Source organism: Adlercreutzia sp. ZJ473, assembly GCF_013185065.1.
In the GTDB taxonomy this organism is placed as follows: Bacteria; Actinomycetota; Coriobacteriia; order Coriobacteriales; family Eggerthellaceae; genus CAAEEV01.
Genome location: NZ_JAAVTO010000040.1, coordinates 12,971 through 27,848, shown reverse-complemented (window position 1 = coordinate 27,848; position 14,878 = coordinate 12,971). Strand labels below are relative to the sequence as shown.

13 protein-coding genes are annotated in these 14,878 nt (G+C 66.2%); 4 read left to right on the top strand and 9 right to left on the bottom strand.

The window, feature by feature from the left end:
• The 6 genes from HRL41_RS12180 to HRL41_RS08520 form a co-directional block, all read right to left on the bottom strand.
• Positions 1-1,256 (bottom strand): TetR family transcriptional regulator (locus HRL41_RS12180; RefSeq protein ID WP_253904797.1); only part of this gene is annotated, 1,256 nt, incomplete at its 3' end.
• A gap of 16 nt (positions 1,257-1,272) precedes the next feature.
• Complete coding sequence (locus tag HRL41_RS08540) at positions 1,273-2,235, bottom strand: DUF5692 family protein (RefSeq protein ID WP_172136409.1); 963 nt, start codon at positions 2,233-2,235, stop codon at positions 1,273-1,275.
• Between the two features lie 221 nt (positions 2,236-2,456).
• On the bottom strand, positions 2,457-3,569 hold the full coding sequence (locus tag HRL41_RS08535; RefSeq protein ID WP_172136410.1) for an aldo/keto reductase: 1,113 nt from the start codon (positions 3,567-3,569) through the stop codon (positions 2,457-2,459).
• Positions 3,570-3,935: 366 nt separating this feature from the next.
• Positions 3,936-4,661 carry a B3/4 domain-containing protein gene (locus HRL41_RS08530; protein ID WP_172136408.1) on the bottom strand — a complete coding sequence of 242 codons (726 nt, stop codon included), beginning with the start codon at positions 4,659-4,661 and terminating at the stop codon, positions 3,936-3,938.
• A gap of 153 nt (positions 4,662-4,814) precedes the next feature.
• Entirely contained in the window at positions 4,815-5,888 is a 1,074-nt protein-coding gene (ychF, locus tag HRL41_RS08525; RefSeq protein ID WP_172136407.1) for a redox-regulated ATPase YchF, read from the bottom strand.
• 59 nt (positions 5,889-5,947) lie between these two features.
• Positions 5,948-7,348 carry a sodium-dependent transporter gene (locus HRL41_RS08520; RefSeq protein ID WP_172136406.1) on the bottom strand — a complete coding sequence of 467 codons (1,401 nt, stop codon included), beginning with the start codon at positions 7,346-7,348 and terminating at the stop codon, positions 5,948-5,950.
• A 450-nt stretch (positions 7,349-7,798) separates the two neighbouring features.
• Here HRL41_RS08520 and asnB point away from each other — a divergent pair, with 450 nt between their 5' ends.
• Positions 7,799-9,781, top strand: a complete 1,983-nt coding sequence (asnB, locus tag HRL41_RS08515) for an asparagine synthase (glutamine-hydrolyzing) (RefSeq protein ID WP_172136405.1) — start codon at positions 7,799-7,801, stop codon at positions 9,779-9,781.
• A gap of 80 nt (positions 9,782-9,861) precedes the next feature.
• On the opposite strand, the gene HRL41_RS08510 is transcribed toward asnB, so the two are convergent.
• From HRL41_RS08510 to HRL41_RS08500, 3 genes are all read right to left on the bottom strand, one after another.
• Positions 9,862-10,062 (bottom strand): hypothetical protein, encoded by a 201-nt coding sequence (locus HRL41_RS08510; RefSeq protein ID WP_172136390.1) that lies wholly within the window; start codon positions 10,060-10,062, stop codon positions 9,862-9,864.
• Entirely contained in the window at positions 10,062-10,835 is a 774-nt protein-coding gene (truA, locus tag HRL41_RS08505; RefSeq protein WP_172136404.1) for a tRNA pseudouridine(38-40) synthase TruA, read from the bottom strand. Before truA ends, HRL41_RS08510 begins: the two co-directional genes overlap by 1 nt.
• Before the next feature lie 245 nt (positions 10,836-11,080).
• A complete protein-coding gene (locus HRL41_RS08500; protein ID WP_172136403.1) occupies positions 11,081-11,290 on the bottom strand; it encodes a hypothetical protein in 210 nt (69 codons plus the stop codon).
• Between the two features lie 487 nt (positions 11,291-11,777).
• Here HRL41_RS08500 and HRL41_RS08495 point away from each other — a divergent pair, with 487 nt between their 5' ends.
• The 3 genes from HRL41_RS08495 to HRL41_RS12470 all read left to right on the top strand — a co-directional run bounded on the left by HRL41_RS08495 (position 11,778) and on the right by HRL41_RS12470 (position 14,761).
• Entirely contained in the window at positions 11,778-12,551 is a 774-nt protein-coding gene (locus tag HRL41_RS08495) for a hypothetical protein (RefSeq protein WP_172136402.1), read from the top strand.
• 175 nt (positions 12,552-12,726) lie between these two features.
• Positions 12,727-13,521 (top strand): class B sortase, encoded by a 795-nt coding sequence (locus HRL41_RS08490; protein ID WP_172136401.1) that lies wholly within the window; start codon positions 12,727-12,729, stop codon positions 13,519-13,521.
• 112 nt (positions 13,522-13,633) lie between these two features.
• Complete coding sequence (locus tag HRL41_RS12470; RefSeq protein WP_172136400.1) at positions 13,634-14,761, top strand: LCP family protein; 1,128 nt, start codon at positions 13,634-13,636, stop codon at positions 14,759-14,761.
• Positions 14,762-14,878: the final 117 nt, after the last annotated feature.

The window sequence follows — 14,878 nt, the reverse complement described above, 5'->3', positions numbered from 1 at the left end:
GGCACGTGGGTGGCGAGGCAGGAGAAGCGCGGCTTGTCGGCGAGGTAGGCGTCGGCGGGCAGGCCCGCCCGCGCGGCGAGGGCGCGCGAGGCGGCGCGCACGTCGGCCTTGGCAAGCCCCGCGCGGCGCAGAGGCGAGGTGACGCCCGCCTCGTCGAGCGAGCGGAAGCCCGGGCGGCGCGCCGGGTCGTCGCTCGCGTTGGTGCCGTCGGCGAGCACGGAGAATCCGTCGGCGCGGGCCGCCTGCCAGACGCGCGCGAAGATGAAGCGCTTGCAGAGGCGGCAGCGGTCAGGCGGGTTCGCGCAGATGTCGGCCTGGGAGAGCACGTCGGCCTCGATCACGCGCAGGGGCACGCCGACGCGCGCGGCCACCGCGCGGGCGTCGGCGAGCTCGAAGGCCGGCTGGAAGGCCGTGCTCACCAGGTACGCCCCCACCTCGCAGCCCGCCGCGCGAGCGGCCGCGAGCAGGTAGGACGAGTCGGCGCCGCCCGAGAAGGCCACCGCGAGGCGCGGCGTGCGGGCGAAAAACGCCTCGAGCGGCTCCGCGCCGAGGCGCTGCCCCTCCCCCACCCACGCCGCGTCAGGAGCCACCGTGCGCTCCGCGGGATGCTCGATCACGCGCATGTCAAGCCGCAGCGTCTGCTCGACGATGCGCATGAGCACCTCGTCGCTCACCTCGGGCTCCACCTTTAAAAGCCCCACCAGGCCGAACAGCACCACGCAGAACATCTCGCGCACGAAGTCGATCTCCACCTGATGGTAGGCGGCGTACTCGGTGACGATGTGCTCGTTGATGCAGTCGACCGTCTCGCGCACGGCGCGCACGTCGAACGCGTCACGCTGCCCAAGCTCCTCGAGCACGCGGACCATGGGGCGCGGGCCGTCGGCGTCGTAGAGCGCGAGGCGCAGGGCACGCACGCCCTTCCTGAGCGAGGCGGGCGTGTCGCCGAACACGCGCAGCTCGTTCCACACGAGCACCGTCTCCACGAGGTCGGCCACGTAGTCGTCGAGCACGGCGTCGATGACGGCCTGCTTGCTGGCGAAATAGTAGTAGAACAGCTCGCGCGTGATGCCCGCCTCGGCGGCGACGGCCGTGACGGTGGTCGCGCGCACGCCGTCGCGCTCGAAGCACGTCCGCGCCGCCTGCATGATGTCGCCAGCCTGCCCGCTCAGCCGCACGACGGCCGCGCCCCTCTGCCGTCCCGTGATGCGCACGGGGCGGCCGCCATCCTGCGCATAGCAGGGATGCTCGGGCATGGGCGGCTCCTCTCGGCTACTCGTTCTCCTCGATGACGCGTCGATACGCCGCGGTGTCAGCGTAGATCTCGTCAGCAAGCGGGTTCAGCTTGGCGCGGCGAATGCGGATGACCTGCCATGCGGCAAGCGCCACGTTCGACGCCAGCGCAGCCAAGCTTACCACGAAAAACGCCGTGGGGTTGTGCGTGGTGGGAATGGGAGCCAGCACGTCAGCGAACTGAGGGACCGTCATGACGAACATGATCCACAGCGCGAGCGTCTGCGCGCGATGCTGCAGCCACGCGCCTCGCTTGATGAAGAAGGTGGGGATGGTGCAGGCGAGCAGGAGCGCCAAGCCGCAGTAGGCGGAGTGGTCGGAGATGCAGTTGTAGGTGTAGGCGAAGTTCCACAGATCATAGGCGATGATCCACGCCCAGATCATGTCAGGCCAGATCATGTCACGCGTGCGGTCCTTCGATATGATGATGCCGAACCAGCCGCAGATGGTGAGGATGTTCAGGATGCCCGCGATGCCGTTCATGATGTTCCACGGGCCGGAGATGGTCCACAGGTTGTCGACGGTGCCTCCCGCCCACAAGCCGAAGCTGAACACCTGGAAGTCGCGGATGACCGCCTCAGCGATGTTGACGGCCAGGATGAGCGGCGGGAAGCACAGCGCCCAGCGCTTCTCGTAGAGGTGGTGGACCTGGCCGTCCTCGTCCTTCCACGTGACGAAGCGCAGGGCCATGAACCCGAGGCAGCCCGCGAGCGCCGAGTAGGTCTTCACCCAGTTGAACCACGTGCCCGTGCCGTACTCGTTGCCGGGGGCGGCGGTGGTCGGCCACACGAATATGGTGAGGAGGACCGGCACGACGAGGAAGAGCGTGATGCCCGCCCAGGGCCTGACGCGCCCCAGCTCGTTGAACGCCATCAAGGCGAAGAGAACGAACAGCCATATGGCCAAGTAGATCGGGTCTGCTGCCTGGTAGAGAACCCCCATGCCCACCCCTTCCTCTCGAACGGGGAGACGCGCGCTCCCCCTGACGGCCGGAGTGTAGCATCTGGGAGCAGGCGAAGTCTTTACAGAACGGGCCCGCCTGTAAAGAGGCGGGCCACGAGGAGACGCGGAGAGCAGGCGCCGCGGCGGGCACGCGGCGAGGGTGCCGTGGCGGGCGGGCGAGCGCCTGCGCGCGCCACGGCGCCTGCGGGCCCGCAGGCGCCCTACTCGAACAGCTCGGCGGCGCGGGCGAGCTCGGACGTGATCGCGATGTGCTGGGGGCACACGCGCTCGCACGCCCCGCAGCCGATGCAGCTCGACGCGGGATGCGAGCCGGTGCTCCACGCGTAGTTCTCCTTCGCGCGGCGCTCGTCGCCGAACTGCGCCATGATGTTCAGGCTCTCGAGCGCGGCGGGGATGCCGATGTGCTGGGGGCATCCCTTCACGCAGTAGCGGCAGTCGGTGCACGGCACGGTGGGCGCCTCGTCCAAGATGCCGCGCACGCGCTCGACCACGGCCGCCTCCTCGGCGGTGAGCGGCTTGAAGTCGCGCATGACGCCCACGTTCTCGCGCATCTGCTCGATGTTCGACATGCCCGAGAGCACCGTGAGCACGCCGGGCAGCGACGCGGCGAAGCGCAGCGCCCACGAGGCGAGCGGGGCCGAGGGGTTCGCCTCAGTGAGCACGGCGCGCGCGGCGGGCGGCAGCTTCACGAGCGATCCGCCCTTCACCGGCTCCATCACGATGACGGGCAGGCCGTGCGCGCGGGCCACCTCGTAGCACTTGCGCGACTCCACCTTGGGGTTCTCCCAGTCGGCGTAGTTGATCTGCAGCTGCACGAAGTCCACCTCGGGATGCGCGGTGAGCAGCGCGTCGAGCGCGGCGGCGTTGTCGTGGATGGAGAAGCCCGCGTGGCGGATGAGCCCCTCGGCCTTCTTCTGCTGCACGAACTCCCAGAGCCCGTAGTCCTCGAACGGCTGCGAGAGCTCGCCGCCGAGGTTGTGCAGCAGGTAGTAGTCGAAGTACCCCGCGCCCGTGCGCGCAAGCGAGATGTCGAGCATGCCGCGCGCCTCCGCGGCGCTCTTCGCCGCCCAGGCGGGCAGCTTGGTGGCCAGCTGGAAGCTCTCGCGCGGGTAGCGGTCCACGAGCGCGCGCTTGATGGCGGGCTCCGACGCGCCGTCGTGGTAGGTGAACGCCGTGTCGAAGTAGGAGAAGCCGGCGCCCATGAACTCGTCGACCATGGCGCACACCTGCTCGACGTCGATGGGCTCCCCGCCCCGGTCGGCCGCCTCGCCGATGTTGCGCGCGCTGCCGCTCGCGCAGACCGGCAGGCGCATGAGCCCGAACCCCAGCTTCTTGATGCCGGTCGCATCGCCGCCTCGGGCGCCAGATGCGGCGTTGCCCGCACCGCCCCTGATGCCAGCCGCAGTGCCATTCATAACGTCAGCCATGATGAGCTCCTCCCCAAGCCTCGGCCCGCGCGGCTCCCTCGAAGCCCGCGTCGCAGCAGCTCTTCTCGCTTTTTGCAGATGGGTGTAGAATAATGCATCCTCGGCGTCATTTCTGCTTCAACTCGCAAAGCGCTCCGAGATTGCGCAGCGGAGGCGCTTGCACAGCAAACTCTACAACAAGATTACAGCAAACTCGGCGAAGCGAGACGCTATCTTCGGAGGGGCGAGCCGCTCCTCAAGCTAAAGCCGTATTCACTCATCGATGACAAGCTCGGGGCTATCCCTGGTGATGATTGCTTTAGCGGCGATTTCTCCACCGAGGTATTGCTCGATGAGAGCAGCCAACTCATCTACAGCCTGCGCGAGCTCGTCAGCTCGAGATGGATCGACCGATTCGACGACAAGCAGCGCGTTGCTCGATTCATCTGTCAGCGCCGTACGCTGGCCATCACGCCAATTAAGGCAGCGGCATACAGCTCCGACGTTATCGCGATAGCAAAGCTCGCCCTCGAGCGTCGGCGAGTCTTCCTCGTCCCCAAGCGCGCGAAACGCATCCCCGCCTTCCGTGATGCCGAGCCTGACGTCACCTTCTATCGCATCGATGTCCTCACCGCCTACAGGCAGCGCATAGCTGAGCGACACGGTGTTGTATATATCCACCGCGGGCGAGATAGGTCCGACAGGATTTCCCTTGAGCACGCGCTTCAACAGGTTCTCGATTGACGAGCGCGCGCCCTTCTTCGTCTTGAACTTCTGATAGGCGCCGCGCCAAACGGCCACGACCTCGTTTTGGGAGATGATGTCCGATGTCAGCAGCTCATCGGCCTTCGCATTCGCATCTTCGAGCATTTTCGCAATGGCCTCAGAGCCCTCCTTCGGCACTTCAACCCCAGGTCTCATGCCCCTTGCGACAACAACGCCTATTTGCGCATCCGGGAATAACTCCCAAAATGAATCCTCAGCAACAAACTTCTTCAAAGGTCTCACCCCTTAGCTTATCTAAAGCCAAAAAGCACCCGAAACGATCTTTCATCTTCAAAGGCCTAACGATGAAAGAAGTTTCGAGTGCTCGAAACCCTACCCGGCGGCAGGATGCTCGCTCTTTTGCAGAGCCGATTCTGTCAGCTCCTCCTATACGTTGAACTTGAAGTGCATGACGTCGCCGTCTTGGACGACGTAGTCCTTCCCCTCCTGGCGGAGCTTGCCCGCGTCGCGGCAGCCCTTCTCGCCGCCGAGCGCCACGTAGTCCTCGAAGCTGGCCGTCTCCGCCTTGATGAAGCCGCGCTCGAAGTCGGTGTGGATCACGCCGGCAGCCTGCGGGGCCTTCGCGCCGATGGGCACGGTCCACGCGCGCGTCTCGGTGACGCCGCTCGTGAAGTAGCTCTGGAGCCCGAGCAGGTGGTACGCCTCGCGGATGAGGCGCGCCAGGCCGCTCTCGGACAAGCCGAGCACCTCCATGTACTCGGCCGCCTCCTCGGGGTCCATCTCGGCGAGCTCGGCGATGTCGGCCTCCACCTTCGCGCAGATGGGCACGGGGACGCAGCCGTCGATCTCGGGCAGCCCGGCGTCGACGGCGTCCTCGTCGACGTTCGCGATGTAGAGCATCGGCTTCATCGTGAGCAGGTGCAGCTCGTAGATCGCCGCGGCGTCCTCCTCCGAGAGGTCGAGCGTGCGCGCGCGGTGGCCCTCGTTGAGGCCCTCGAGCACGCGGCGCGCCACCTCGAGCTTGCGCGCGCCCGCCTTGTCGCGCTTGGCCTCCTTCTCGAGGCGCGGGACGGCCTTCTCGAGCGTGGCGATGTCGGCCAGGATGAGCTCGGTCTTGATGGTCTCCACGTCGCTTTGCGGGTCGACGCGCCCGGCCACGTGCGTGACGTCGGGGTCGCCGAAGAAGCGCACCACCTCGGCGATGGCGTCGGTCTCGCGGATGTTCGCGAGGAACTGGTTGCCGAGGCCCTCGCCCTGGCTGGCGCCCGCCACCAAGCCCGCGATGTCCACGAACTCGACGGTGGCCGGCACGATCTTGGCCGGGTTGTCGATGGCGGCCAGCGCGTCGAGGCGCGCGTCGGGCACCGGCACGATGCCGACGTTGGGCTCGATGGTGGCGAACGGGTAGTTGGCGGCCAGGCCGCCCTTGTTGGTGAGCGCGGTGAACAGCGTGGACTTGCCCACGTTGGGCAGCCCGACGATACCGATGGAGAGGGACACGAGAACTCCTTGCCGTAGACGGCCGCCCCATGCGGCCGCTTGATTGGGAATGACGTCTGTTACAGCGTGATGAGGCCCATCGTGTTCATCACGTAGGCCACGAGGATCACCACCACGAACACCGGCGCGATGTACTTGATCATCACGACGAACAGCTTCTCGGCGACGAACTTGCTCGACTGCTTCACCTCGGAGATGATGACCTGCGGCTTGATGATCCAGCCCACGAAGACGCACGTGAGCAGCGCCACGATGGGCATCATGATGGTGTTGGACAGGAAGTCGAAGAAGTCGAGCAGCTGCGCGTCCTGGTACTCGCCGATGCCGAAGACCGAGTACATGAGGTCGACCGACAGCAGGTTGTTGTAGCCCATGTTCACGATGACGCCCACCACGACGACGAACACCGCGCACGTGGCGATGGCGAACGTGCGGCCGCGCTTGGCGCCGTCCTCCACGATGGAGACGAGCGTCTCGAACAGCGAGATGCAGCTCGTGAGCGCCGCGAAGAACACGAGCGCGAAGAACGCGAAGCCCACGGCGTTCGCCGCGAAGCCGAAGCCCTCGAACACCTGGGGAAGCACGCCGAACATGAGGCCCGGGCCGGCCTTGGTGGCCACGGCCTCGGCGCCGCCCTGCACGGCCACGGCCGCCGGGATGATCATGAAGCCCGCGAGGATGGCGATGCCCGTGTCGAACACCTCGATGCGGCGCACGGAGTGCTCGAGGTCCTCGTCCTTCTGGAAGTAGGAGCCGTACGTGATCATGATGCCCATGGCCAGCGACAGGCTGAAGAACATCTGCCCCATGGCCGCCACCACGAGCTCCACGCTGAACTTCGAGAAGTCGGGGATGAGGTAGTACGCCACGCCGTCAAGCGCGCCGGGCAGCGTGAGCGAGAAGGCCGAGATGCCGACGGCCATCGCGATGAGGGCGATCATGAGCACCTTGTTCACGCGCTCGATGCCGCGCTTCACGCCGAGGGCGACCACGACCACCACCAAGGCGATGAACACGAGCATCCACACGTACGTCTCGGGGTTCTGCAGGATGAAGCCGGTGAAGTAGTCCTCCCCCGCGATGACGCTGGCCGGCTCGAACAGGTAGGCCGCCATGTACTTGGTCACCCAGCCGCCGATCAGCGCGTAGTACGGCGTGATGATGAAGGGAACCGCGCTGGCGAGGATGCCGATGATCGCGTACTTCTTGCCGAAGCACTTGAACGCGCCGATGGCGCTCTGGCCCGTCCGGCGCCCGAGCGCCGTCTCGGCCATCATGAGCGCGAAGCCGAACGTCACCACCAGGATGACGTAGACCAGCAGAAACGCGCCGCCGCCGTACTTGGCGGCCAGGTACGGGAAGCGCCACATGTTCCCCAGGCCCACCGCCGAGGCGGCTGCGGCCAAGATGAACGCCCACTTGCCAGACCAGGTGGCGCGGGCCGTCTCTTTTGTAGCCATGATGTTACTCCGTTCGTTCCACGTTGGCGCAGCGCGCCAACCCCTTGCGGAGCACCGACCTCCTCGCGCGTCTTGCGCGAAGGTGCGCGCGGACGAGGGTGCTCGAGATGTAAAGCCATCAGATTATAGCGGCGAACGGGCCCGCATGCGTCCAAGTTGCCAAACATTTCCGAAACGATTCCGCGAAGCCCGCGGGCGGTCGGGCGGTCGACGGCTAGGGGCGGACGGAGGCGTCGGAAGTCGTCAGAACGATCGTAAGCGGTCGAGGCAGTCGGGACGCCAGGGACGGCCGGAGGCAGCCAGAGGCCCTGCGCGCTGAATCCCGCGCCGAACCTATGCGCATTGCATGACGCGCCGCCACGGCGCCAGCCGCGCGCGGTATCATGAAGTCTTGCGAAAAGACGAGAGGCCCGCCCGGTGGGCGGACCCTGGCGAAGGAGCTTGCAAGCTATGTGCGGTATCTGCGGTTTCACGGGCGCGGCGCCCGAAGATCTGCCCACCCTGAAGTCGATGTGCGACGTCATGGCGCATCGCGGGCCTGACGGCGAGGGCCAGTACCTCGACGCGGGCATCGCGCTCGGGCACCGCCGCCTCTCGCTCATCGACCTCGAGGGCGGCAACCAGCCCATGGTGCGCGCCACCGGCGAGCACGTAAGCGCGGTGACCTCCCCCGCGCTCGCCGCCGACGGCAGCTTCATCCAGGGCGAGGCGCGCGGGATGGCGCGCGGCCGCCACGCGATCGTGTTCAACGGCGAGATCTACAACTACCGCGACCTGCGCGCCGAGCTCGAGGCGGACGGCTGGGAGTTCTCCACCAACTCCGACACCGAGGTGCTGCTCGTGGCCTACCTCGCCTGGGGCGAGGCGGCCCTGAACCGCCTGCGCGGCATGTTCGCCTTCGCCATCTGGGACGCCGAGGCGCGCGAGCTCTTCTGCGCGCGCGACTTCTTCGGCATCAAGCCGTTCTACTACACGCTGCAACGCACGGACCGCGGCGCGCAGTTCATCTTCGGCAGCGAGATCAAGTGCATCCTGGAGCACCCCGCCTACACCCGCGCGCTCAACGAGGAGGCGCTCGAGAGCTACTTGTGCTTCCAGTTCTCGGCGCTGCCCGAGACGTTCTTCAAGGGCATCTTCAAGCTCGCGCCCGCCCACTGCCTGCGCGTGCACGCCGACGGGCGCCTCGAGACCACGCGCTACTGGCGCCCCGACTACGACTTCGACGAGGGGCGCAGCCGCGCGGACACGGTGGGCGCCATCGACGACGCCATGCGCGAGAGCGTGCGCTACCACAACGTGGCCGACGTGGAGGTGGGCAGCTTCCTGTCGAGCGGCATCGACTCGAGCTACATGGCGGCGTGCCTCGCGAAGGAGAACCCCGCGATCAAGACGTTCACCGTGGGGTTCGCCGAGTACGAGGGCGAGCGCGACGAGATCAGCTGGGCCGCCGAGCTGGCCGACCAGCTCGGCATCGCGAACGCGAGCAAGCACATCGGCGAGGATGAGTACTGGGCGAGCCTGCCCGCCGTGCAGTGGCACATGGACGAGCCCTCGGCCGACCCGAGCGCCGTGGCCCTGTACTTCGTGGACCAGATCGCCGCGAAGCAGGTGAAGGCCGTGCTTTCGGGCGAGGGGGCCGACGAGTTCTTCGGCGGCTACCGCATCTACCAGGTGCCCTTCGCGAACCAGAAGGTGGCGTGGGCGCCGAAGGGGCTTCTGCGCGGCGCGTCGAAGGTGATGCGCGCGGCGCACCTCCGCGGCGCGAACTACCTCGAGCGCGCGAGCGAGACGTGCGAGGACTGGTACTACACCAACGCCAACGGCGTGGCGTTCACGCCCGAGGAGCGCGCGCGGCTGCTCAAGCGCCCCGTGAGCGGGCCGTCCCCCCAAGAGCTCACCGCGCCCGCGTACGCCGAGGCGGCCGGGCTCGACGAGACCACGCGCATGCAGTACGTGGACCTGTACTTCTGGCTCGTGGGCGACATCCTGCTCAAGACCGACAAGATGTCGATGGCCCACTCGCTCGAGAGCCGCGTGCCGTTCCTGGACAAGGAGGTGTTCAACGTCTCGCGCACCATCCCCACGCGCCTGAAGGTCGACGCCGAGCAGACCAAGCTCACGCTGCGCGAGGCCGCCGAGCGCGCCATCCCCCCGGACTGGGCGCAGAAGGAGAAGCTCGGGTTCCCCGTGCCCGTGGTGAGCTGGCTGCGCGAGGAGCGCTACTACGACCTCGTGCGCGCGTGGTTCACGAGCGAGACCGCGCAGCGGTTCTTCAACGTCGACGAGCTTTTGAAGCTCCTCGACGAGCACCGGGCCGGCGCCGACCGCAGCCGCAAGATCTGGATCATCTACATGTTCCTCATGTGGCACAAGATCTACTTCGGCGGCGCGCACGTGGGCAGCGCCGAGGAGGCCGCGCAGGCCGTGTCATAGCGGGAAGAGTGACGCGAAGGGGGCCGGAGATCCGGCCCCTCGCTTTCGCGCGGGCTGCCGCATCGAGCGGGCGCGCTCCCCTAGACGAGCTTCGAGGCGTCGACGGAGGTCAGATGTCCGTCCTCGTCCTCGAAGAGGCACAGGCGGCCGTCATGGCTCTCGTAGAGCATGCTGAACGTGGCGGGGGGCACAGGGCGCTCGCGCCCGAAGCGCTCCTCGGCAGGCGCCGCGTCCGCGCCGCCCATGCCGACGTCCCCGCACCCGCCGCCGTGCGGCGCCATCAGTACCTCACCTGCCAGAACACGAGGCCGCGCGCCGGCGCGTTCTCGCCCGCCGCCGTGCGGTCGCGCGCCGCGAGCACGTCGCGCACCCAGCCGGGCTCGCGCTGCCCGCGCCCCACCATCACGAGCGTGCCCACGATCGTGCGCACCATGGAGTGCAGAAACGCGTTCCCCACCACCGTGATGACGAGCACGTCCTCCCCCATCACGCGCTCGCGCGAAAACGAGACCTCGCTCACGTTGCGGCACGTGGGCTTGCCCACGGCGCTCGCCGCCATGCAGAAGCTCTTGAAGTCGTGCTCGCCGATGAGGTGCGCGGCGGCGGCCTCCATGGCCCCCACGTCGAGCGGCGCGGGAATGTGCCACGAGAAGTCGCGCATGAAGATGGGCGGCACGTCGCCCGTGCAGATGTGGTAGCGGTACTCGCGCGCGACGGCGTCGAAGCGCGCCGAGAAGCCGCGCGGGCGCTCCTCGACCGCGCGCACGACGATGCCCTCGTGCGTGAGGGCGTTCATCGAGCGCCGCAGGCTGTGCGGCGTGCGGTCGCGCAGCTCGGCCGCGTCGACGTCGAAGCTCACCACCTGGCCGCGCGCGTGCACGCCCGCGTCGGTGCGCCCCGCGCACGTCGTGGGAACCTCGCGGCGGAACAGCAGGGCGAGCGCGCGCTCGAGCTCGCCCTGCACCGTGAGCTGCCCCGGCTGCCGCGCGAACCCGCAGAACGGCGCCCCGTCATACGCCACCGTACATGAAAGCGTGAGGTCATGCCCTTGCATCGTGTGCCCTTCTCCTTCGTGTGAGCGTCTCCGCGTGAGCGCTTGTTTCCATATGGACGCTTCCGCGTGTGAGCGTCAGACAGCGCTTTCGCGAGGCTGCGCGCGCCAAGGCGGGCGGCGAGCCCCTGCCGCATCGTCGAGCACCTTATGATAGGGCATGGGGTTTGCCGGGATCAAGGGCGCAGCCGTCGCTACTCCTCGGCTCATCGCGCGCAGCCGCACCTGAAAAACCAACGGGATTCCTGCTACTTGGCCGCAGGAGGCTTGGGAGCGCCGGGGGCCTTCGGGGCGCCGGGCGCGACGGGAGCGGCCCCCGGGGCCTTGGGGGCCGCGCTCTCGGGCGGCGTGAGGTCGGCGCCGCACTTCTTGCACTTGGCGTTAGTCGGCGGGTTGAACTGACCGCACGAGGGGCAGGTCGTCATCATCTCGTCAAATGAAGGTGGTCTGAAGCACATGTGAGTATCCTTTTCTCAAGACTCCGCACCGTGTTGCGCTGTGCGAGTGGACGACTCTCATCCACAGGCCGCAGGCTACCAGCGAGACGCGGGGCCTCCGTACCGAAGCACGTATGAAAAAGGGTGATCTAATACTGTGCGCTATAGGCTCATGCGGCACTGTTCAAGTGCCTGAGCAGGTGTTTTGTCAAACGCCCTCATACGGGGATAGACGCGAGAACGCGAGGCGGCCCGCAAAGCCGAGCGCATCGAGGCGCTCTTCGTCAGACGAGCCCGGTGGCTCGCCAAGCTCGCCTCCCATCAGGAGCTTCACATAATCTGCACATATTAGGCCAAAGCGTCGACTTACGTGACGAAAAAAACATCAGTTCTTCGGCGCGATGAAGCGGGCGGCCCGCCAAGCTTGAAACGCCCCTCCCCCGACACCTAAAATTCTGGTTGTACGTTTACGTGCGCGCAGTAAACCCTAAGAGAAAGAAGGAAACGCATGCGTAAGAAATTTGTAGCCGTAGCCTGCGCTGCTACGCTCGCGCTGTCCATGCCGACGCTGGCATTTGCCGCGGGCGAGGCTGGGGACAACGGCAGCAACAAAGGCACCCAGAGTGTGGAGCAGACGAACACCCCCGACAAGCCGAGCGCCGACAAGCCGGGCACCGCGCATCCAGACGCTCCGGACGAGTATCTCGCCCCTGAGCCGAATACGGTCTTTATTCAGGACGCAACGTACTATCCGGAACTCAACAAGGTCGTGGGACAAGCTGCAGGCACCGATGCGAACGGCGAGTACTATTTTGCTAAGGTCGCTCTCAAGGACACCAAGGATGTCGAGATTAAGCTGACCGACAAGAAGGCCTCCAACTTCGATGACTCCAAAAAGTATACGAAGGTGCAGTCTTTTGAGATCACCTCCAAGGACTACAAGGCCGGCAGCGTTGTCACCGTCGCCTGGCAGACTTATGAGAACGCTACAGGCTACGCCTGCTATGTTTACGTCGAGCATGGCGATGGCAGCGATCCCGAGTGGTTCTACCTCCCCGTCGACGAGAATGGTGAAGTAACGCTCACCATGGACAACCTGTCCACCGTCACCTTTGCGCTGACTGGTGAGAAGTACGTCGAGCCTGCACCTGCTGCCGACGTTCCTCCCGCCACCGACGCTCCTGCCGCCGATGCAACCACCAACGTGGCCAAGGCTGCCAAGACCGCCGTTATCGCTGTCGACAACGGCGCCACCTCCCCGCAGACGGGCGACGCGCTCTAAGAGCCCATCCCCCTCTCACCGGAGACCAGCTGAAGGAGAGGCTTGCGCAAGCAGGCCTCTCCTTTGCGTACTGGTTTCTTGCTGCTTGAGCAGCGAGGCCCGTGCTCCGCGCCTCCCCCCCCCGCTCAAGCAGCAAGAAGACAGTACGCCTTCACGTCACAAAAGGAGACCCACCATGAGCACATCGCCCCTTCTCCCCGCAAAGCTGCGCGCGCATGCGGCCCGTCTCGCAGCCGTCGCCGCCCTCGTAGCGGCGCTCGTCCTCTGCCTGGCAGGCTGCAGCCCCGCTGCAGGAGAAAAACCGCACGTCGACTCGCTCGACGCCAATGACGTCCCCGCCCTCCCCTCTGAGGAGAAGGCTGAGAACCCCATCGACTTCGCCGCCCTGCAGGAGGAGAACTCCGACGTGTACGCGTGGATCTACGTCCCCGATACCGAGGTCAACCTTCCCGTGCTGCAGAACGCCGTCGCTGACAACTACTACCTCATCCACGACGCCCACGGCGACGAGTCAGAGCTCGGCGCCGTCTACTCGCAGTCCGCCAACAGCACCAGCTTCACCGACCCGGTCACCGTCCTCTACGGGCACACGTTCGAGGTTAACCAGGAATGGCGCGACGAGATGTTCGGCACGCTGCACAACTTCGAGGACGCCGAGTTCTTCAACAGCCACCCGAACTTCTACATCTACACGCCCAAGCAGGTGCTCACCTACGAGATCGTGTCGGCCTACGAGTACGACAACCGCCATATCCTGAACTCGTTCGACTTCAGCGACCCGGCAATCGTCCAAGCGTACTTCGACTACGTCGTCAACCCTCACTCGATGGTGAAGAACGTTCGCGAGGGAGAGCAGCTCACCGCGGGCGAGGACACCATCGTCCAGCTGAGCACCTGCACGCGCCCTGCCAATGCCGCAGCGCGCTACATCGTCACGGGAGTTCTGGTCGATGCGCAAGCAACCGAGTAGCCAAGACGCGAAGATATCGCGCGCGCGGCACGTAAGGCCTGCCGCCGAACAGCCCCAGCCCCAGCGCACGTCTCAACCCCAGCACATTTCCGAGGAGGCCGGTCGGAGCCGCGTGCAGCCGCAGCGCGCCTCCGAGAGCATCGACCGGGATTACCTGCCGCCATGGCCCCAGCCCGCTTCCGAGACGGCTTCCCCAGAAGCCGCCTCGGAGCGCAAGCCGCAGCATGCGCGCACGGTCAAGCGCGCGGCGATCATCGCTGGCATCATCATCGTCCTTGCCGTCGTCGCCGTCGGAGCGATGGCCGCGTACCTCATCAACGCCGGGCGAAGCAACCTTCTCCAAGAGGCTGGTGACATCGCGACGAACGAGAGCGCCGTCTCGCACGACGAGGGAAAGACCGTCGAGTACAACGGCGCGACGTACCGCCTCAACGAGAACATCGTGTCCATCTGCGTCATCGGCAACGACCAGGAGAGCACCGCGCCAGAGGAAGGATTCAACGGGCAGGCCGACGTCATCATGGTGGTGGCACTTGACACCGAGACCGGAAAGATCACGGGCATCTCCATCCCCCGCGACTCGATGGTCGAGGTCAACCGCAACTACCATGGCACTAACGAGCTCTATGACACGAGGCGCCTGCAGATAAGCCTCGCCTACGCCTACGGCACGACCGACGAGGAGAGCAGCGAGCTCGTGTGCACGGCCGCTTCACGCATCCTCTACAACATCCCGCTCAGCTACTACTACACCATGAGCATGTCAGCCATCCCAGCCCTCGCCGACGCGGTCGGCGGCGTCACCATAGAGGCGCTGCAAACCATCCCCGAAACGAGCATCCAGCAGGGCGAGACGGTGACGCTCTTCGGAGACGAGGCGCTTCGCTACGTGTCATGGCGCGACTCGACCGAATACGGCACGGCGCTCGACCGTCAGGCGCGCCAGCAGCAGTTCGTGACCGCACTGGCCTCGCAGGCCCTCGAGGCGGCGAAGGGCAATCCCACCGTGCTCCTCGACCTCTTCAACGCCATGTCCGCGTACTCCACCACCAACCTCGGCGCTGCGGAGTTCAGCTACCTTGCGTCAACGGTGATCAGCAGCGGCATCGACAGCCTAGACCTCACGAGCCTGCAGGGCGAGCCCGTGCACAATGACGAGAGCCCCTGGGAGCAGTTCATCCTCGATGAGGACTCCGTCTACCAGACCGTGCTCGACGTCTACTACGAACCGGTCGAATAGCAAGCAGACGAAGCTGCGGCAAAAGTCCCGTCAACAAGAAGCCCGCCACAATATGCGGTGGGCTTCTTGCATTTCCTCCCAGTGAACAACGGCTCAAAACGGCTGTTCAGGACTATT